General features: G+C 72.1%; 16 protein-coding genes. 6 read left to right on the top strand and 10 right to left on the bottom strand.

Features of this window, described 5'->3' with window-relative positions; translation table 11 throughout:
- Window positions 1–191 precede the first annotated feature (191 nt).
- The 10 genes from ACFWBY_RS08130 to ACFWBY_RS08085 are packed head-to-tail and all read right to left on the bottom strand — an operon-like array spanning window position 192 to window position 10,182.
- Window positions 192–1,757 (bottom strand): NADH-quinone oxidoreductase subunit N, encoded by a 1,566-nt coding sequence (locus ACFWBY_RS08130; protein WP_385340678.1) that lies wholly within the window; start codon window positions 1,755–1,757, stop codon window positions 192–194.
- Entirely contained in the window at window positions 1,754–3,322 is a 1,569-nt protein-coding gene (locus tag ACFWBY_RS08125; protein ID WP_385340722.1) for a NuoM family protein, read from the bottom strand. Before ACFWBY_RS08125 ends, ACFWBY_RS08130 begins: the two co-directional genes overlap by 4 nt.
- Window positions 3,323–3,360: 38 nt before the next feature.
- Entirely contained in the window at window positions 3,361–5,376 is a 2,016-nt protein-coding gene (locus ACFWBY_RS08120; RefSeq protein ID WP_385340676.1) for an NADH-quinone oxidoreductase subunit L, read from the bottom strand.
- Window positions 5,373–5,714 carry an NADH-quinone oxidoreductase subunit NuoK gene (nuoK, locus tag ACFWBY_RS08115; RefSeq protein WP_385340674.1) on the bottom strand — a complete coding sequence of 114 codons (342 nt, stop codon included), beginning with the start codon at window positions 5,712–5,714 and terminating at the stop codon, window positions 5,373–5,375. Before nuoK ends, ACFWBY_RS08120 begins: the two co-directional genes overlap by 4 nt.
- Window positions 5,714–6,382: an NADH-quinone oxidoreductase subunit J gene (locus ACFWBY_RS08110; RefSeq protein ID WP_385340672.1), complete on the bottom strand. Its 669-nt coding sequence runs from the start codon at window positions 6,380–6,382 to the stop codon at window positions 5,714–5,716. Before ACFWBY_RS08110 ends, nuoK begins: the two co-directional genes overlap by 1 nt.
- Complete coding sequence (locus tag ACFWBY_RS08105) at window positions 6,379–6,975, bottom strand: NuoI/complex I 23 kDa subunit family protein (RefSeq protein WP_385340670.1); 597 nt, start codon at window positions 6,973–6,975, stop codon at window positions 6,379–6,381. The genes ACFWBY_RS08110 and ACFWBY_RS08105 overlap by 4 nt, the downstream gene beginning before the upstream one ends.
- Window positions 6,976–7,944, bottom strand: coding sequence for an NADH-quinone oxidoreductase subunit H (locus ACFWBY_RS08100; RefSeq protein ID WP_385340668.1), 969 nt, complete (start codon window positions 7,942–7,944; stop codon window positions 6,976–6,978). It abuts the gene before it with no gap.
- The gene (locus tag ACFWBY_RS08095) at window positions 7,941–9,170 is read right to left on the bottom strand and encodes an NADH-quinone oxidoreductase subunit C (RefSeq protein WP_385409637.1); all 1,230 of its coding nucleotides are present in this window, start codon (window positions 9,168–9,170) and stop codon (window positions 7,941–7,943) included. Before ACFWBY_RS08095 ends, ACFWBY_RS08100 begins: the two co-directional genes overlap by 4 nt.
- The gene (locus tag ACFWBY_RS08090) at window positions 9,167–9,784 is read right to left on the bottom strand and encodes an NADH-quinone oxidoreductase subunit B (RefSeq protein ID WP_214946913.1); all 618 of its coding nucleotides are present in this window, start codon (window positions 9,782–9,784) and stop codon (window positions 9,167–9,169) included. Before ACFWBY_RS08090 ends, ACFWBY_RS08095 begins: the two co-directional genes overlap by 4 nt.
- On the bottom strand, window positions 9,775–10,182 hold the full coding sequence (locus tag ACFWBY_RS08085) for an NADH-quinone oxidoreductase subunit A (RefSeq protein ID WP_267758582.1): 408 nt from the start codon (window positions 10,180–10,182) through the stop codon (window positions 9,775–9,777). The genes ACFWBY_RS08090 and ACFWBY_RS08085 overlap by 10 nt, the downstream gene beginning before the upstream one ends.
- Window positions 10,183–10,337: 155 nt before the next feature.
- On the opposite strand from ACFWBY_RS08085, the gene ACFWBY_RS08080 reads away from it, so the two are divergent.
- The 6 genes from ACFWBY_RS08080 to rarD all read left to right on the top strand — a co-directional run bounded on the left by ACFWBY_RS08080 (window position 10,338) and on the right by rarD (window position 18,763).
- Window positions 10,338–11,516, top strand: coding sequence for a sensor histidine kinase (locus tag ACFWBY_RS08080; RefSeq protein ID WP_385342570.1), 1,179 nt, complete (start codon window positions 10,338–10,340; stop codon window positions 11,514–11,516).
- A gap of 522 nt (window positions 11,517–12,038) precedes the next feature.
- A complete protein-coding gene (locus ACFWBY_RS08075; RefSeq protein WP_385342572.1) occupies window positions 12,039–13,352 on the top strand; it encodes a sensor histidine kinase in 1,314 nt (437 codons plus the stop codon).
- 399 nt (window positions 13,353–13,751) lie between these two features.
- Window positions 13,752–14,411, top strand: coding sequence for a response regulator transcription factor (locus ACFWBY_RS08070; RefSeq protein WP_365919536.1), 660 nt, complete (start codon window positions 13,752–13,754; stop codon window positions 14,409–14,411).
- A gap of 144 nt (window positions 14,412–14,555) precedes the next feature.
- Window positions 14,556–16,541 carry a 2-oxoacid:acceptor oxidoreductase subunit alpha gene (locus ACFWBY_RS08065; RefSeq protein WP_385342574.1) on the top strand — a complete coding sequence of 662 codons (1,986 nt, stop codon included), beginning with the start codon at window positions 14,556–14,558 and terminating at the stop codon, window positions 16,539–16,541.
- Window positions 16,534–17,592 (top strand): 2-oxoacid:ferredoxin oxidoreductase subunit beta, encoded by a 1,059-nt coding sequence (locus tag ACFWBY_RS08060; RefSeq protein WP_385342576.1) that lies wholly within the window; start codon window positions 16,534–16,536, stop codon window positions 17,590–17,592. Before ACFWBY_RS08065 ends, ACFWBY_RS08060 begins: the two co-directional genes overlap by 8 nt.
- A gap of 190 nt (window positions 17,593–17,782) precedes the next feature.
- Window positions 17,783–18,763: an EamA family transporter RarD gene (gene rarD / locus ACFWBY_RS08055; protein WP_385342578.1), complete on the top strand. Its 981-nt coding sequence runs from the start codon at window positions 17,783–17,785 to the stop codon at window positions 18,761–18,763.
- The last annotated feature ends 247 nt before the right edge of the window (window positions 18,764–19,010 follow it).

The following is a 19,010-nucleotide window of genomic DNA, read 5'->3' as shown; positions in this document are numbered from 1 at the left end:
TGAGGGGCCTACGGTCCAGTGGACCCTTCCTTCCTGGTCAACGCCAGGTGGGGACGCCAGGTTCCCGGCGCGCGCCCGCCCCGCCGCCCCCGCGGCCCCGGCCGTGGGGCGGCCGCGCCTGTTGGGCCGTACGGGTGACACGCGTACGGGTGGCCCCGACACCGCACCGGACGTGCGTGCGTGCGTGCGGCCTACAACGGGAACAGGCTGCCCGTGGCGAAGCGCAGCACCAGCTGCGGGGCGCCCGAGAGGACCAGGGCGGTGGCGGCGGTGAGCACGACGGCCGCGGTGAGCGGCCAGGGGGCCCTCGTACGGGTCCCGGCGCCCTCTTCCGGGGCGCCGCCCTCGGGGGTGCGGAAGAGCAGGGCCGTCCAGCGCAGGTAGTAGTACAGCGCGATGACGACGTTGACGGCCATGACCACGGCGAGCCAGCCCAGTCCGGCGTCGACCGCGGACTGGAACACGGTGACCTTCGCGAAGAGCCCGATGATGCCAGGCGGCAGACCGGCCAGGCAGAGCAGGAAGAAGGCCAGCGCGAGGGCGGCGAGCGGACGCTCGGCGTACAGCCCCCGGTAGTCGGCGAGCCGGTGCAGCGGCTTCGTACGGGCCACCAGGGCGGCCACGGCGAAGGCGCCGAGGTTCACGGCGGCGTACATGAGGGCGTACGCGACCGTGGAGCCGATCTGGTCGCGGCCGGCGTACGCGGCGGCGGCGATCGGGACGAGCAGGTAGCCGGCCTGGCCGACCGAGGACCAGGCGAGCAGCCGTACGGCGCCGCCCGGCCGGTCGGCGGACTGGCGCAGGGCGGCGGTGTTGCCGAGCGTCATCGTGAGCGCGGCGAGGACGGCGAGGGCCGGGCCCCAGATGTCGGAGTACGACGGGAACGCGATCACGGTAACGAGGATGAGGCCGGTGAAGCCGACCGCCTTGCCGATGACCGACAGGTATCCGGCGACGGGCAGCGGCGCGCCGACGTAGGTGTCCGGGACCCAGAAGTGGAAGGGGACCGCGGCCGTCTTGAAGGCGAAGCCGACGAGGGTGAGCGCGACGCCCGCCATGGCGAGGGTGTCGAGCTGACCGGGGACGTGTTCGAGCTGTTCGGCGATCCGCGTGAGGTGCAGGGAGCCGGTGGTGGCGTAGACGAAGCTGACGCCCATCAGCGACACGGCGGTGGCGGTGACGGAGGAGAGGAAGAACTTGAGGGCGGCCTCGGAGGAGAGCCGGTCGCCGCGGCGCATGCCGACGAGGGCGAAGGCGGGCAGCGAGGCGACTTCGAGGGCGACGATCAGGGTCGCGAGGTCGCGGGAGGCGGGCAGCAGGGCCGCCCCGGCGGCTGAGGAGAGCAGCAGGAACCAGTACTCGCCGGCCGGCATGCGCGCTTCGCTGACCGTGCTGACCGACAGCAGGGCGGTGACCAGGGCGCCGCCCAGTACGAGGAACTGGATGACGAGCGCGAAGTGGTCGGCGGCGTAGCTGCACGCGCCGGCCGCCGCACCCGCGTCCGTGCCGGCGAGGCAGAAGGTGGCGCGGTCGCCCGCGCGCAGCGGCAGCAGGGTGGCGGTCGCGGCGGCCAGTCCGGCCACGGAGATCCAGCCGAGCAGCGGCTTGCGGTGCTCGGGCAGGAAGAGGTCCGCGACGAGGACGGCCACGGCGACGGCCGCGGTGATGACGACGGGTGCGATGGCGAGCCAGTCGACGGACTGGACCAGGCTGGGGGCGTCGGCGGCGGTGATGACGCCGGGGTGAAGGACCGTCATGAGTTTCCTCCCGCGAGGAGCTTCTGGACGGCCGGGTCGGTGAGGCCGAGGAGGACAGCGGGCCACAGGCCGGCGAGGACGGTGAGGGCGACGAGCGGGGTCCACGCGGCGAACTCGTAGCGCTGGATGTCGGCGAGGACCGCCGGGGTGGTGCTCACGGCGCCGGCCGTCTTCGGATCGCCCATGCACACCCGCCGTACGACGATCAGAAGATAGGCGGCGGTGAGCAGGGTCCCGAAGGCTCCGACGGCCGTGTACGTGAGGAACGCGGGCCGCGACAGCCCCTCGGCGGGGTCGAACGCCCCGAAGAGGGCGAGCATCTCGCCCCAGAACCCGGCCAGGCCGGGCAGCCCGAGGGAGGCGACGGCGGCGAAGGCGAGGAACGCGCCGAAGCGGGGGGCGCGGCCGTAGAGGGCCGCGCCGGTGGCTCCGGCGAGGGTGTCGAGGTCGGCGGTGCCGTACCGGTCCTTGAGCGCGCCGACGAGGAAGAAGAGCAGGCCCGTGATCAGGCCGTGGGCGATGTTGGCGAAGAGCGCGCCGTTGACGCCGGTGGGGGTCATCGAGGCGATGCCGAGGAGGACGAAGCCCATGTGGCCGACGGACGAATAGGCGATGAGTCGCTTGAGGTCTCCCTTGCCGCCCTTGCGTGCGAGCGCGAGGCAGGCCAGGGACCCGTAGACGATGCCGATGGCGGCGAAGGCGCCGAGGTACGGGGCGAAGGTGGCCATGCCGTCGGGGGTGACCGGCAGCAGGATGCGCACGAACCCGTACGTGCCCATCTTCAGCAGCACGCCCGCGAGGAGGACGGAGCCGACGGTGGGGGCGGCGGTGTGGGCGTCGGGCAGCCAGCTGTGCAGCGGCCACATCGGGGTCTTCACGGCGAGGCCGGTCCCGATGGCGAGGACCGCCAGGATCTGGGTGGTATGGGTCAGTTCGCGGCCGTTGTCAGAGGCGAGTGCCACCATGTCGAAGGTGCCGCTGTTCAGTCCGATCAGCAGCAGACCGAGGAGCATGACGACGGAGCCGAGGAGCGTGTAGAGGATGAACTTCCAGGCCGCGGCCTGCCGTTGGGCGCCGCCCCAGCGGGCGATGAGGAAGTACATCGGGATGAGGACCATCTCGAAGGCCAGGAAGAAGAGCAGCAGGTCGAGCACGGCGAAGGTCGCGAGGGTGCCCGACTCCAGGACCAGGAGGAGCGCGACGAAGGCCTTCGGGGAAGGGCCTGCGGGGAGCTTGAAGTAGCTGTAGAGCGCGCACAGGAAGAACAGCAGCGCGGTCATCAGGAGGAGGGGGAGCGAGATGCCGTCGATGCCGAGGTGGATCCGGACGTTCAGCGCCTGGATCCAGCTGATGTCCGTCGTCGCCTGGAAGCGGGACGGGGCGTCGTGGTCGAAGCCCAGGGCGAGGGCGATCGCGGCGGCGAGGATGACGCCGGTGACGGTGACGCCGTGGCGCAGCACGGCTTGTTCGGGGCTCCTGCCCTTCAGTCCGGGCGGGGCGGGCAGGAGGGCCGCGGCCGCTCCGAGGAGCGGTGCGGCCACGACGAACGCCAGAAGGAACTGCATCACGGACGGGCTGATATCAATCACGGCTGACTCACGGCTCACGATCCGGCGTTGACGTTGGCGAGGACGGCGGTGGCGACCGCCAGGACCACGGCGCCGGCGAGCAGGGCGCTCAGGTAGCTCTGCACGTTGCCGGTCTGGGCACGGCGTACGAGGCCCCCGAGCAGCCGGGGTCCGAGGCCCGCGCCACGGACGTACGTGTCGACGACCTCGCGGTCGAGGAAGCGTACGAGGCCTGCGGCGGCTCGGACGGGCCGGACGAAGAGGCGGTCGTAGACGGCGTCGAGGTGGAAGCCGTCGGCGGCGTGCCGGTGCAGCGGGCCGAGCAGCGCGCGACCGGGGTCGGCGGCGGGGCCGGCCGGGACGACGGGGTGGTCGTGGGTGACCTCGTCGACCTCGGGGGTCTCCGCGGCGGATTCGGCGGCGGCGACGGACGCGGACGCCTCGGGCCGGGTGGCGGGGGCTCCGGCCGGGAGCAGGGCGGCCCTGGCCTCGGCGCGCTGCCACAGGGCGTAGGTGAGGACGGCGCCGACGACGGCGGCGCCCGTGCCGAGGACCGAGGTCGTCAGCGACGGCGTGAGCTCCTTGCCGTCGAAGAAGTCGGCGAGCGGGCCGGCCAGCAGGCCGAACCCCACGGACGGGATCGCCAGCAGCCATAGCACGCCCGTCATGGCGAAGGGCTCCTTGCCGTGGTCCGGGGCGTCGGCGCCCCGGCCCCGGAAGGCCATCAGCCACAGCCGCGTGGCATAGGCGGCGGTGAGCAGGGCGGTCAGCACGCCGGCGACGAGGACCAGCCAGCCGGCCGCGGTCGGCGCGACCTCCGAGTGGCCGCCGGCGGTGTGCTCGGCGGCGACGAGGACGGCTTCCTTGGAGAAGAAGCCGGCGAAGGGCGGGATGGCGGCGAGGGCGAGCAGCGCGATCGTCATGGTCCAGAAGGCGTCGGGGATGCGCCCGGCCAGGCCGCGCATGCGGGACATGGCGGCCAGGGAGTTCGTGCCGGCGGCGTGGATGATCACGCCGGCGCCGAGGAACAGGAGCGCCTTGAACGCTCCGTGGGACAGGAGGTGGAAGACGGCGGCCGAGCGGTCGCCGACGGCCAGGGCGCCGGTCATGTAGCCGAGCTGGCCGATCGTGGAGTAGGCCAGCACCCGTTTGATGTCGTCCTGGGCCAGGGCGGCGAGGGCGGAGCCCACCATCGTGACGGCCGCCATGACGGCCATGACCACCAGCGCGGCCTGCGAGGCCGCGAAGACCGGGAAGAGCCGGGCGATGAAGTAGACACCCGCGGCGACCATCGTCGCTGCGTGGATCAGGGCGGAGACCGGGGTCGGGCCCGCCATGGCGTCCGGAAGCCAGGTGTGCAGCGGGAACTGTGCGGACTTGCCCGCGGCTCCGGCCAGCAGGAGCAGCGCGATCAGTGTCGGATGGTCGAGCTCGCCGGCGGCGACGGTGCCGAGGACCTTCGTGATCTGGAAGGAGCCGGCGTCGGTGGCGAGCGCGAACAGGCCGATGAGGAACGGGACGTCGCCGAGCTTGGTGACGAGGAAGGCCTTCAGGGAGGCGGAGCGGGCCGCCTCGGTCTCCCAGTAGTGCCCGACCAGGAAGTAGGAGCAGATGCCCATGACTTCCCAGCCGACCAGCAGCACCATCAGGTCGCCGGAGTAGACGACGAGCAGCATGGCGGAGGTGAACAGGGAGATCAGGGCGGCGTAGGACGGGTAGCGCGGGTCGTCGCGCAGGTACGCCGTCGAGTAGATCTGCACGCAGGTGGCGACGACGCCGACCAGCACGGCCGCCATGACGGCGAAACCGTCGAGGTAGAGCGAGAGCTCGATCGGCACCGAGCCGGTCGGGGTCAGCTCGGTCGCCGTTTCGATGGGCGTTCCGCCGCCCTGGCGGAAGGCGACCAGTGCGGCCAGTACGGCGGCGGCCAGCGTCGGGAGGATGGCGAGCGGCCTGACGAAGCCGGGGGCGGTGCGGCCGAGCAGCAGTCCCGCCAGCGCGCCCAGGAAGGGCAGGAGGAGGACGAGTACGGCGAGGGTCGGGGTGCTCACGCGGCGGCTCCAGTCGCGCTGTCCGGCTCGTGGCCCTCGGCGGTGTCGCGCAGCTTGTCGACGTCCGCGGTGCCCCGGTTGCGGTACACCATCAGCACGATCGCGAGGCCGATGCCGATCTCGGCGGCGGCGATGGCGATGGTGAAGAGGGTGAGGGCCTGGCCTGCGTGCAGGGTGTCGCGCAGCCAGACGTCGAAGGCCACCAGGTTGAGGTTGACGGCGTTGAGCATGAGCTCGACGGACATCAGGACCAGGATGGCGTTGCGGCGGGCGAGTACTCCGTACAGGCCCGTGCAGAAGAGGAGCACCGCCAGCACGGCGGGGTAGGCGAGGTGCATCAGCGCTGCCCCTTCTTGTCCGCGGCGGGCGCACCGGCCGTCGTCGGGCTGGTGGGCGTCGGGCTGGCGGGCGTCGGGGTGGCGGGCGTCGGGCTGGTGGGCGTCCCCGTGGCGGGCGTCCCCGTGGCGGGGGCGTCCTTGCGGGACAGCACGATGGCGCCGATCAGGGCCGCGAGGAGGAGGACCGAGAGCGCCTCGAACGGGAGCACCCAGTGCCGGAAGAGGATCTCTCCGGACACCTTGGTGGAGCCCTGGGCGGGGCCGTCGAGGTCGATCCAGGTGGTGCGGAAGGCGTCGACGACCACCCAGCCGAGCGCGGCGGCCGCGACGAGGGCGACGCCGAGCGCGACCGGGCGGTTGCCCGAGTCGGCGTCCGGCGAGCGGCCGATGGGCGCCTTGGTGAGCATCAGGCCGAACAGGAGGAGGACGACCACGGAACCGAGGTAGATCAGCACCTGGACCCAGGCGATGAACTCGGCGGTCAGCAGGAGGTACTCGACGGCGACGCCGCCGAGCGCGACGACCAGCCACAGGGCGGCGTGCACGAGCTGCTTGGTGGTGACCGTGACGGCGGCCGCGCCGAGGGTGGCGAGGCCGACGAGGACGAAGGCGATCTCGACGCCGGTCGGGGAGAGGAAGCCGTTGCCTTGGGCGGCTGCGGTGATCACGCGTCTCCTTCCGGGGCCTGAGCCGGGGGTTCGGGGTGCGGCTCGGCCTCCGCGGCGGCTGCCGCCGCTGCCGCGGCCTCGGCCTTCTCCACGGCCTTGCGGGCCGCGGCGACTTCCTTGGGTTCCTCGGCGGCCGGGTCCAGGGCCGGCGGGGCCGGGACGGTCCACATCCATTCGCGCAGCTTGTCGCGCTCGTGGGTGAGCTCGTGGATGTCGGTCTCGGCGTACTCGAACTCCGGCGACCAGAAGAGCGCGTCGAAGGGGCACACCTCGATGCAGATGCCGCAGTACATGCAGAGGGAGAAGTCGATGGCGAAGCGGTCGAGGACGTTGCGGCTGCGCTCACGGCCGCCGGGGACGGAGGCCGGCACCGTCTCCTTGTGGGAGTCGATGTAGATGCACCAGTCGGGGCACTCGCGCGCGCACAGCATGCAGACCGTGCAGTTCTCCTCGAACAGGCCGATGACCCCGCGCGAACGCGGCGGGAGCTCGGGCTGCACCTCGGGGTACTGGGCGGTGTGCGCGCGCTTCGTCATCGTGCGCAGCGTCACGGCCAGGCCCTTGGCGAGGCCGGATCCGGGGATGGGGGGCATTTACTGGATCGCCACCTTCACGATGCCGGTGAGCGCGATCTGGGCGAGCGCGAGCGGGATGAGTACGGTCCAGGCGAGCTTCTGCAGCTGGTCCTCGCGCAGTCGGGGGTAGCTCACGCGGAGCCAGATCACCACGAAGGAGAGCGCGGCGATCTTGATCAGGGTCCAGGCCCAGCCGAAGTCGTCGCCGCCGAAGGGGCCGTGCCAGCCGCCCAGGAAGAGGACGGTGGTGAGGGCGCAGAGGACGACGATGCCGGCGTACTCGGCGAGCAGGAACAGTGCGAAACGCAGGCCGGTGTACTCGGTGTACGCGCCGAAGATGATCTCGGAGTCGGCGACGGGCATGTCGAAGGGGGGCCGTTGGAGTTCGGCGAGGCCGGCGGTGAAGAAGACGAGCCCGCCGACGATCTGCCAGGGCAGCCACCACCACTCGAAGGCACCGACGATGCCGGGGAGCGAGACGGTCCCGGCGGCCATGGCCACCGAGGCGGCGGCGAGCAGCATGGGGAGCTCGTAGGCGAGCAGCTGCGCGGCGGTGCGCAGGCCGCCGAGGAGGGAGAACTTGTTCGCCGAGGCCCAGCCGGCCATGAGCGAGCCGAGCACTCCGACGCCCATGACGGCGAGTGCGAAGAAGAGCCCGGCGTCGATGACCTGGCCGACGGCGCCCTCGCCGGGTCCGACGGGGATGGCGAGGAGGACCAGGAGGTACGGGAGGAGGGCGACGGCGGGGGCGAGCTGGAAGACGCGGCGGTCGGCGTTGGCCGGGACGATGTCTTCCTTCTGCGCGAACTTGACCCCGTCGGCGACGAGCTGGGCCCAGCCGTGGAAGCCGCCGGCGTACATGGGGCCGAGGCGGCCCTGCATGTGGGCCATCACCTTGTGCTCGGTCTGCCCGATGACGAGCGGGAGCACGAGGAAGACGGCGAAGACGACGATCAGCCGCAGGGCGACGTCGAGGACGTCGTTCACGCGTCGCCTCCCTTGTCGGTGGTGGGGTCGGTGTCGGTGTCGGTGCTGGTACCGGTCCCGGTGTCGGTGCTGGTCTCGGCTTCGGTCCCGGAGCCGGTGGTCCCGGCCGGTTCGGCGGCGTCGGCCGGTTCGGCGGCGTCGGCCGGTTCGGCGGGGGGCTCGTCGAAGGCGGGCTTCGGGTCGTGCCAGGGGGCGTCCGTGCTCCGGGGCCCCGGCCGCTTCGGCGGGGCTTCCCGCGCGGGCTCGGCCGTCTGGCTCGCGGAGCCCTTGGACGCGGTGCGGGTGCGGCGCGCGGGGCGCGGGGCGTCGGCCGGGCCGGTGCCCGGCTCCGCCGCGGGGGCGCCTTCGCCGGCCGCCGGGGTCCCGGCCCGGCCGGCCGGGGTGGACGCGGCGTCCGCCGGGGCCGGCGCCTGGCTCGCGGAGCCCTCGGATGCCGAGCGGGTGCGGCGGGGCGCGCGGGGCGGGGCGGCCTCGTCCGGGGCGGGAGCCGTCGTGGCCGCCTGGGCGGCCGGGTCGGCGGCCTGGCTCGCGGAGCCCTCGCCGACCGTCCGGGTGCGGCGGACCGGGGCGCCCTCGCGCGGGGCGCGGACGGGGCGTTCCCCGGCGGCCGCCCGCGGGGTGCGGGCGGGGCGGGCGGGGGCCGGCGGGAGCTGGCCCTTCATCGGGCCCCAGTCGTTGGGGTCCGGCACGCCCGGCGGAAGCATCTGGCGGCGCTTCGGGGCGTCCGGGTCGTGTGCCTCGCCCGGCTCCTTCGCGCCCGGCCAGGCCTTGGCGACGCGCGCGGCGAGGACGAAGTCCTTGCGCAGCGGGTGGCCTTCGAAGTTCTCGGGGAGGAGCAGCGGTACGAGGTTCGGGTGGTCCGTGAAGACGACGCCGAACATCTCGAAGGTCTCGCGCTCGTGCCATTCGGCGCCCGCGTACACCGAGACCGCCGAGGGCAGGGAGGGCGCGGTGTGCGGGACGGTGGTCCGCAGCAGGAGGCGGCGTACGCGGTGGTTCTCCAGCGAGACCACGTGCGCGCAGATCCGGAAGCCGGTGCCCGGCTCGTCGACCGCGCTCAGCCAGTCGAAGTACGTGCAGCCCAGTTTGTCGCGGGCGATCTCCAGTGCGGGGATCCAGCTCGCGGTGGGGACGTCGACGGTGAGGACGGAGTACGCGTACGAGCCGACGGCTTCTGCGCCGAAGACCGTTCCCGCCGCGTCCGGGAGGGAGTCGTAGAGGTTCACGCGTCCGTCCCGGGGGTGGCCGGAGGGGTGACCAGGGCGCTGGTGAGCTGCGCGGGCGAGGGCGGGGCCGTCGTCGCGTAGCGCTCGGCCAGCGATTCGCGGGCGATCTTCTCCTGGAGCTTGAGGATGCCCTGCAGCAGCGCCTCGGGGCGGGGCGGGCAGCCCGGGACGTAGACGTCGACCGGGATGATCTGGTCGACGCCCTTGGTCACCGAGTACGAGTCCCAGTACGGCCCGCCGCAGTTGGAGCACGCGCCGAAGGAGATGACGTACTTCGGCTCGGGCATCTGCTCGTACAGCCGCTTGACGGCGGGGGCCATCTTGTCCGTCACCGTGCCGGAGACGATCATGAGGTCGGCCTGGCGCGGGCCGGGGGCGAAGGGGATCACGCCGAGCCGGATGAAGTCGTGGCGGGCCATCGAGGCCGCGATGAACTCGATCGCGCAGCAGGCGAGGCCGAAGTTGAAGACCCACAAGCTGTAGCGGCGGCCCCAGTTGAGGACCACCTTCATGGGCTCGGGCGCGAGGCGGGAGAGCACTCCCAGCTTCTTCGGCTCCGGGAGCAGCTGCGGCTCCGACGGCACGGCCGGTGTCCCAGCCGGTGTCACAGCCATTCGAGGACGCCCTTCTTGTACGCATAGAGCAGGCCGACGGCCAGGAAGCCGAGGAAGATGAACATCTCCACCAGCGTCGTGGCGCCGTAACCGGCGGCGGCGAACACCGTCGCCCACGGGAACAGGAAGATCGAGTCGACGGCGAAGATGACGTAGAGGAAGGCGTAGACGTAGTAGCGGACCTGGGTGTGCGCCCAGCCCTCGCCCACCGGGTCCACGCCGCACTCGTACGTCAGGAGCTTCTCGCGGGTCGGGACGACGGGCCGCAGCAGGCGGCCCGCGCCGAACGCCACCGCCACGAACAGCACGCCGAGCGCGGCCAGGAGGCCGACGACCGAATACGTCCGGAAGTAGTCCGCGGCGAGCACGGTTACGGTCGATACCGTCGGTTCGGGCACGTCCGTTCCTCGTTCCTCGGCGACTGTCGACGATCAGGTTGATCTGGTACGGACGGGAGTCTAGGGCCTGGCTCCCACGGGGTGGGGTTATCCCCCGTTTACCTCGGCCCGGCTACCCCATGGCATCGGGCGCGCGCGCTTGACAGGGTGGGCGCATGACCGCGACCGATCACACCCCCGGCGACGACGCTCCCCCTCCCGTACGCGCTCCCCTCAGTGCCGTGACGTGGAAGGAACTCGCGTACCTGCTGAGCAATTTGCCCGCCGCCCTCATCGGGTTCGTCTACACGGTCTTCATGGTGGCGACCGCGGGCGGACTGTCCGTGACCGCGATCGGGCTTCCGCTGCTCGCCTGCGGTCTTTTCCTGTCTCGCCAGATGGGACGGCTGGAACGGGCGCGGGCGCGCGACCTCTTGGGCGTACGCGTGGACGAGCCGAGCCCGATGCCCGGGCCGTCCCGCGCCGGCGGCTTCTTCCCCTGGCTGTGGGCCTGCCTCAAGGACCCGGTGGCGTGGCGGACCGTGCTGTTCGAGCTGGTGCGGCTGCCGTGGGCGCTGCTGACCTTCACCGTGGCGCTGACCGGGCTGTTCGTGCTGTGGCCGGTACTGCCGTGGGTGGCCCGCGGGCTCGCGAACGTGGACCGGGCGATGGTACGGGGCCTCCTGTCGCCGTCGGACGAGCTGGAGCGGCGGATCGCGGAGCTGGAGTCCGACCGGGGGGTCGTGGTCGACACGGCGGCGGCGGACCTGCGGCGCATCGAGCGGGACCTGCACGACGGGGCGCAGGCGCGGCTCGTGGCACTGGCGATGGGGCTGGGCCTGGCGAAGGAGAAGCTGCTGGAGGACCCCGAGGGGGCGGCGGCGATGGTGGACGAGGCGCACGGCGAGGTGAAGCTGGCGCTGCGCGAACTGCGGGACCTGGCGCGGGGCATCCATCCGGCGGTACTGACCGACCGGGGGCTGGACGCGGCGCTGTCGTCGGTGGCTTCGCGGTGCCTGGTACCGGTGAAGGTGGCGGTGGACCTGCCGGCGCGGCCGGCGGAGGCGATCGAGGGGATCGCGTACTTCGTGGTCTCGGAGCTGTTGCAGAACGTGAGCAAGCACGCGGGTCCGCAGGCGCGGGGCGCGTCCGTCGAGGTCTGGCGGGCGGAGCGGCGGCTGCTGATCCGGGTGTCGGACGACGGGCGCGGCGGTGCGGACGTCCGGAGCGGGTCGGGACTGGCGGGGCTCGGCGAGCGGCTGGACGCGGTCGACGGCGTGCTGGCGGTGGAGTCCCCGGAGGGGGCGGGGACCGTGGTGACGGCGGAGCTGCCGTGGCGCGACCGCGCGGCCTGAGCGGTGGCCCGGCGGGGCCCCGCGCCCGGGTGTTCCTGAACGGCCCGCCGTTTCCGGCTGCGGCCCGGCGCCCGGGTGTTTCCCGGGCGGCCCGCCGTTTCCGGCTGCGGCGCCGTGGCCGCGCCTCGAACGCCGGCGGGGCTGATGAACGGCTCTGGTGCCCCTTGTTTCCAGCCCCGCCCGGGAGGTGCTCCGGGGCGGGGCTGAGCCATGGCTTCGGCGCGGCAGGAAGGTCCTGAGCGGATGGCCTGGGTGGATGGCCTGAGCGGATGGCCTGGGTGGATGGCCTGCTCCGCCGGCTCCGGTCCCGCCCGGGAGGCGCCCCCGCCCGGGCAACGCTCCCTGGCGGGGGCCGGGGCATGACTCGGCTCGGTGGGGACGCTCCGGGCGGCGTAGGGGTGGGGGCCGGTGTGAGGGGTGGGGATAACCCCCGGGGGGAGAGACCGACGCGCAGGATGGTTTCGGTGGGGGCGCGGCGGGAGGGTTGGGGGGTCAAGGCGGATCGAAGGGCGGGTCGGGATCATGGGCAGCAGCGCGCACGGCAGCGGTGGGATCGGCAGGGTGCTGCGGGCTCCCGTGGAGGGACGGACCTGGCGGGAGTTCGGGTACCTGATGGTCGGGCTGCCGCTCAGCACGCTCTACTTCTCGCTCGCCATCACGGGCGTCAGCCTCGGCGCCGGGCTGCTGGTCACCTTCCTCGGGGTCCCGGTGCTCGCCGGGGTGCTCGCCATGTGCCGCGGCTTCGGCCGGCTGGAGCGCGCCCGGGTGCGCGGGATGCTGGGCCACGACATCGCCGAGCCCGCGCCGGTCCGGGCGAGGAAGAGCGGGGCGATCGCCGCCATGGGGGCGCTGCTGAAGAGCGGGAGCGCCTGGCGGCACGTGCTGTACTCGGTGATCCACTTCCCCTGGGCGGTGTTCAGCTTCTGCGTGGCCCTGGTCTTCTGGGCTTACGGGTGGGCCATGCTGCTGTACCCGCTCTGGTTCTGGGTCTTCCCGGCCTACACCGACCAGCCGGGGCTGCAGCTCTTCCAGAACGACGACTACTCGTTCTACCTGGACTCACCTCTCGCGATCGCGGTGACCTGCGCGATCGGGCTGGTCTTCACCCTCACCACCCCTTGGGTGGTCCGGGCCCTGACGACCGTCGACCGGGTGCTCGTCGCGGGGCTGCTCGGCCCGTCGCGGCTCGCGCACCGGGTCACCGAGCTGGAGTCCGACCGCGGGGTCGTCGTCGACACCGCCGCCGCCGACCTGCGGCGCATCGAGCGGGACCTGCACGACGGGGCGCAGGCCCGGCTGGTGGCGCTGGCCATGGATCTGGGGCTGGCGAAGGAGAAGCTGACCGAGGACCCGCGGGCCGCCGCCCGCATGGTCGACGAGGCGCACGGCGAGGTGAAGATCGCCCTGCAGGAGCTGCGGGACCTGGCCCGCGGGATCCACCCGGCGGTCCTCACCGACCGCGGCCTGGACGCGGCGCTGTCCTCGGTGGCCTCCCGGTGCGCCGTGCCGGTACGGGTGGCCGTGGAGCTGCCCGCGCGTCCGGCGGCGGCGATCGAGGGGATCGCGTACTTCACCGTCTCGGAGCTGCTCCAGAACATCAGCAAGCACGCGCGGGCCCGTACGGCGGCCGTCGACGTGTGGAAGTCCGGCGAGCGGCTGCTGATCCAGGTCTCGGACGACGGCCGCGGCGGGGCGTCCGCGTCCGCGTCCGCCCTGGCGGGGTCGGGACTGGCCGGGCTGGCGGAGCGGCTGGACGCGGTCGACGGCGTGCTGGTCGTGGACTCCCCCGCGGAAGGCGGCACCACCGTGACCGCCGAGCTCCCCTGGCGCGCCTAGGCCGTCTCTTTCGGACCTTGCCGGGCCCGCGACGCCTGGACACCGCACCTGGCCGCGTTGTCGGGGCGCCCCAGTACGTCCAGTACGCGACACGCCCCTCCGCCTTGCCATGCACGGCACCAGACGCCGCGGGCGCGGCCGGCCGCCGGCGCGAAACGCCGTGCGCGCCGCTCTCCGGCGCCGTCCGGCCCCCGCCCGCTCACCCCTTTGGCGGGGGCCGAAGGGCCTGGTTCTCGGGGGGGGCCGGGGCGGAGGGAAGGCTTCCGACCCCGGAATTCGTCTGGGCACCCCTACTCGTTGATCCCACTCCGCCTTGATCCGGCCGCAAGGCTGGGATGCTTGGCTGCGTCAAGTAGACGAGCGAGAGAACACGGGAGCTGCTGAGTCGTGGAAGACAGGGTGCGGGTGGTCATCGCCGAGGATTCAGTGCTGCTGCGTGAGGGCCTGACCCGGTTGCTGACCGACCGGGGGCATGACGTCGTTGCGGGCGTCGGGGACGCGGAAGCCCTGATCAAGACGGTGGCGGAGCTGGCGGCGGAGGACGCGCTGCCGGACGTGGTGGTGGCCGATGTGCGGATGCCGCCGACGCACACCGACGAAGGAGTGCGCGCCGCGGTGCGGCTGCGGCGCGACTACCCCGGTATAGGGGTGCTCGTGTTGTCCCAGTACGTGGAGGAGCAGTACGCCACCGAACTGCTGGCCGGTTCCAGCACCGGGGTGGGGTACCTGCTGAAGGACCGGGTGGCGGAGGTGCGGGAGTTCCTCGACGCCGTCGTGCGCGTGGCCAGGGGCGGAACCGCCCTGGACCCGGAGGTCGTGGCGCAGCTGCTCGGTCGCAGCCGCAAGCAGGACGTGCTGGCGGGGCTCACTCCGCGCGAGCGCGAGGTGCTCGGCCTGATGGCCGAGGGCCGGACCAATTCCGCGGTGGCCAAGCAGCTGGTGGTCAGTGACGGGGCGGTGGAGAAGCACGTGAGCAACATCTTCATGAAGCTCGGTCTGTCACCGAGTGACGGGGATCACCGGCGTGTGCTGGCCGTCCTCACCTACCTAAGATCTTGATCAACTGACACTCTGTCAGGTAAGGCCGGATTCGGACAGACCGTCTCAGAGGGCGGTCCAGAAAATGAGCATCCAGGGGCAACAATCCCTACGGACGTAGGGTGGAACTTGGGAGAGCTCACGCCTCGAAGGAGGTCCAGTTCAGTGACCAGCCAGGTCAGTAGCCCAGCCGAGCAGTCCGACGGGGCCGAAGGCGCGGTCGTCGGCGAGCAGCGGACGCCCCCGGGCCCGAACGGTGACAACCCGGCCGGCGGCAGCCCCGCCGGCGGGGGTGGCGGCAAGGAAGTGCGCCGCCTCGATCGGGTGATCATTCGCTTCGCGGGTGACTCCGGTGACGGAATGCAGCTCACCGGTGACCGCTTCACCTCGGAGACGGCGTCCTTCGGGAACGACCTCTCGACCCTGCCGAACTTCCCCGCCGAGATCAGGGCGCCCGCCGGGACCCTGCCGGGCGTGTCGTCCTTCCAGCTGCATTTCGCCGATCACGACATCCTGACGCCCGGCGACGCCCCGAACGTGCTGGTCGCGATGAACCCGGCCGCGCTGAAGGCCAACATCGCGGACGTGCCGCGCGGTGCGGACGTCATCGTCAACACCGACGAGTTCACCAAGCGCCCGATGGCGAAGGTCGGCTACGAGGCCTCCCCGCTGGAGGACGGCTCGCTGGACGCCTACAACGTCCACCCGGTGCCGCTGACCACCCTCACCGTCGAGGCGCTGAAGGACTTCGGGCTCTCCCGCAAGGAGGCCGAGCGCAGCAAGAACATGTTCGCGCTGGGCCTGCTGTCATGGATGTACCACCGGCCCACCGAGGGAACGGAGAGGTTCCTGCGGCAGAAGTTCGCGAAGAAGCCGCAGATCGCCGAGGCGAACGTGGCCGCCTTCCGGGCGGGCTGGAACTTCGGCGAGACCACCGAGGACTTCGCCGTCTCCTACGAGGTGGCCCCGGCCACCCGCGCCTTCCCTCCCGGCACCTACCGCAACATCTCCGGGAACCTGGCCCTGTCCTACGGTCTGATCGCCGCGGGCCGGCAGGCCGATCTGCCCCTCTACCTGGGCTCTTACCCCATCACGCCGGCCTCCGACATCCTGCACGAGCTGAGCAAGCACAAGAACTTCGGCGTGCGGACCTTCCAGGCCGAGGACGAGATCGCCGGCATCGGCGCGGCCCTGGGTGCGGCCTTCGGCGGCTCCCTCGCCGTGACGACGACCTCGGGTCCCGGCGTGGCGCTGAAGTCCGAGACGATCGGCCTGGCGGTCTCGCTGGAGCTGCCGCTGCTGATCGTCGACATCCAGCGCGGCGGTCCCTCGACCGGCCTGCCCACCAAGACCGAGCAGGCCGACCTGCTCCAGGCCATGTACGGGCGCAACGGCGAGGCCCCCGTCCCGATCGTGGCCCCGCGCACCCCGGCGGACTGCTTCGACGCCGCGCTCGAAGCCGCCCGGATCGCGCTGACGTACCGGACCCCGGTGTTCCTGCTCTCCGACGGCTACCTCGCCAACGGCTCCGAGCCCTGGCGGATCCCGGACGTGGCGGACCTCCCGGACCTGACGGTCCAGTTCGCCTCCGGCCCCAACCACGAGCTCGCGGACGGCACCGAGGTCTTCTGGCCCTACAAGCGCGATCCGCGGACCCTGGCCCGGCCCTGGGCGGTCCCCGGCACCCCGGGCCTCGAACACCGCATCGGCGGCATCGAGAAGCAGGACGGCACCGGGAACATCTCCTACGACCCGGCGAACCACGACTTCATGGTCCGCACCCGCCAGGCCAAGATCGACGGCATCGAGGTCCCGGACCTGGAAGTCGACGACCCGGACGGCGCGCGGACCCTGGTCATCGGCTGGGGCTCGACCTACGGCCCGATCACGGCCGCCGTACGCCGGCTGCGGGTCGCGGGGAAGCCCGTCGCGCAGGCCCACCTGCGCCACCTCAACCCCTTCCCGAGGAATCTGGGCGAGGTACTGAAGCGTTACGACAAGGTAGTGGTGCCGGAGATGAACCTCGGGCAGCTCGCGACCCTCCTGAGGGCGAAGTACCTGGTCGACGCGGCGTCGTACAACCAGGTGAACGGCATGCCGTTCAAGGCCGAGCAGCTCGCCACGCATCTCGAGGAGGCCATCAATGACTGAGGCGCCCACCCTGCTCTCCCTCGTCCCCAAGGCCGCTGCCCAGCAGTCGATGAAGGACTTCAAGTCGGACCAGGAAGTCCGCTGGTGCCCCGGCTGTGGCGACTACGCCGTCCTCGCCGCCGTCCAGGGCTTCATGCCGGAGCTGGGCCTGGCGAAGGAGAACATCGTCTTCGTCTCCGGCATCGGCTGCTCCTCCCGCTTCCCGTACTACATGAACACCTACGGGATGCACTCCATCCACGGCCGCGCCCCCGCCATCGCCACCGGCCTCGCCTCCTCCCGCCGCGACCTCTCCGTCTGGGTCGTCACCGGTGACGGCGACGCCCTCTCCATCGGCGGGAACCACCTGATCCACGCCCTGCGCCGCAACGTCAACCTCAAGATCCTGCTGTTCAACAACCGGATTTACGGACTGACCAAGGGCCAGTACTCCCCCACCTCCGAGGTCGGCAAGATCACCAAGTCGACCCCGATGGGCTCGCTCGACGCGCCCTTCAACCCGGTGTCGCTGGCCATCGGCGCGGAGGCCTCCTTCGTGGCGCGGACGGTGGACTCCGACCGCAAGCACCTCACCGAGGTGCTGCGCGCGGCCGCCGACCACCAGGGCACGGCGCTCGTGGAGATCTACCAGAACTGCAACATCTTCAACGACGGCGCCTTCGAGGTCCTCAAGGACCGGGAGCAGGCGCAGGAGGCCGTGATCCGGCTGGAGCAGGGGCAGCCGATCCGTTTCGGCGTCGACGACGCCAAGGGCGTCGTGCGCGACGCGGCCACCGGTGACCTGGAGGTCGTGACCGTGACGCCGGAGAACGCGTCGCGCGTCCTGGTCCACGACGCGTCCTCCGCGTCCCCGACCAACGCCTTCGCGCTCTCCCGCCTGGCCGACCCCGACACGCTGCACCGGACCCCCATCGGGGTCTTCCGCAACGTGAGCCGGCCCGTCTACGACACGCTCATGGCCGAGCAGCTGGAGACGGCCGTGGACCGCAGCGGCAAGGGCGACCTGAGCGCGCTGCTGAGCGGGAACGACACCTGGACCGTCGTCGGCTGAGCCCTCCCGCGTACCTGCCGGAGCCGTCCTGAGCCCGGACCTCTTCCCGAGGTCCGGGCTTCGGCGTGTGCGCGCGCACTGTCGACTCCTCCACCCCGGCCCGTCAGCAGCATTTCGCGCGGACGGTGATGACATCCGGCGCGTGCGGCGCTACGGTCTTCAGGTTGGCTTGAATATCACTGGAGGTCCCGTGAAGGCGGAGAACGACCAGCGCGCCGGTCTGTTCTACGGATTCGGCGCATACGGGATGTGGGGCGTCGTACCCCTCTTCTGGCCGCTCCTGCAGCCCTCCGGAGCCCTGGAGATCCTCGCCCACCGGATGGTGTGGTCCCTGGCCGTCGTCGGCCTGGCGCTGCTCGTCCTGCGCCGCTGGGGCTGGGTGAGCGAGCTGCTGCGCCGGCCGCGCAAGCTCGCGCTCACCGGGCTGGCCGCCGCCCTGATCACCGTGAACTGGGGCGTGTACATCTGGTCCGTCAACAACGGCGCGGTGGTCGAGGCGAGCCTCGGATACTTCATCAACCCCCTGGTCAGCATCGCCCTCGGCGTTCTCCTCCTCGGCGAGCGGCTGCGCCGCGCGCAGTGGGCGGCGGTCGGCATCGGCGTCGCCGCCGTGCTGGTCCTCGCCGTCGGGTACGGGCGGCCGCCGTGGATCTCGCTGGTACTGGCCTCCTCCTTCGCCACGTACGGGCTGATCAAGAAGAAGCTCGACATGGGCGGCCTGGAGTCGCTGGCAGCCGAGACCGTGCTGCTGTTCCTGCCCGCCCTCGGCTACCTGCTGTGGCTCGGTGCGCGGGGCCAGTCGACCTTCGCCGCCCAGGGGCTCGGGCACTCCGCGCTGCTGGCCTCGACCGGGCTGGTCACCGCGATCCCGCTGGTCTGCTTCGGCGCGGCCGCGATCCGGGTGCCGCTGTCCACCCTCGGGCTGCTCCAGTACACGGCACCGGTCTTCCAGTTCGGGCTCGGCGTCCTGTACTTCCACGAGGCCATGCCGCCCGCCCGCTGGGCCGGCTTCTCCCTGGTCTGGGCGGCCCTCTCGATCCTCACCTGGGAAGCCCTGCGCACCGCCCGCCGCACCCGCGCCCTGCGCCTCGGCTCCCTCCCGCCGGGCGTCCCGCACCGCGCCGCCGTCGCCACGACGCCCGTCCAGGCTCCGGCGCGCGAGCCCGTATAGCCCGGTCACGAAGGCGCGCACTCTCGCATCCTCGATCCCCGCCCCGGAGCCCCGGAGCGGGGATCGTCCGGTTTCCGAACCAACCTGACCGGATTGTGTTCTTGACGGGCAGTCACACTCTCACCCAACATCAGGCTCGCACTGACGCACGACGCACTGCCGTACCCACGCAGTAGCGCCGGCGCACAGGCACGCTCACCCGCGCCACCCGCACGTTCCGCACACATCCCCAGTACGGAATCCCGGA

Origin of the sequence: Streptomyces sp. NPDC060049 (genome assembly GCF_042736715.1) — a bacterium.
Taxonomy (GTDB): Bacteria; Actinomycetota; Actinomycetes; order Streptomycetales; family Streptomycetaceae; genus Streptomyces.
The sequence above is the reverse complement of the archived record's forward strand: the minus strand, read 5'-3'. Positions and strand labels throughout refer to the sequence as shown.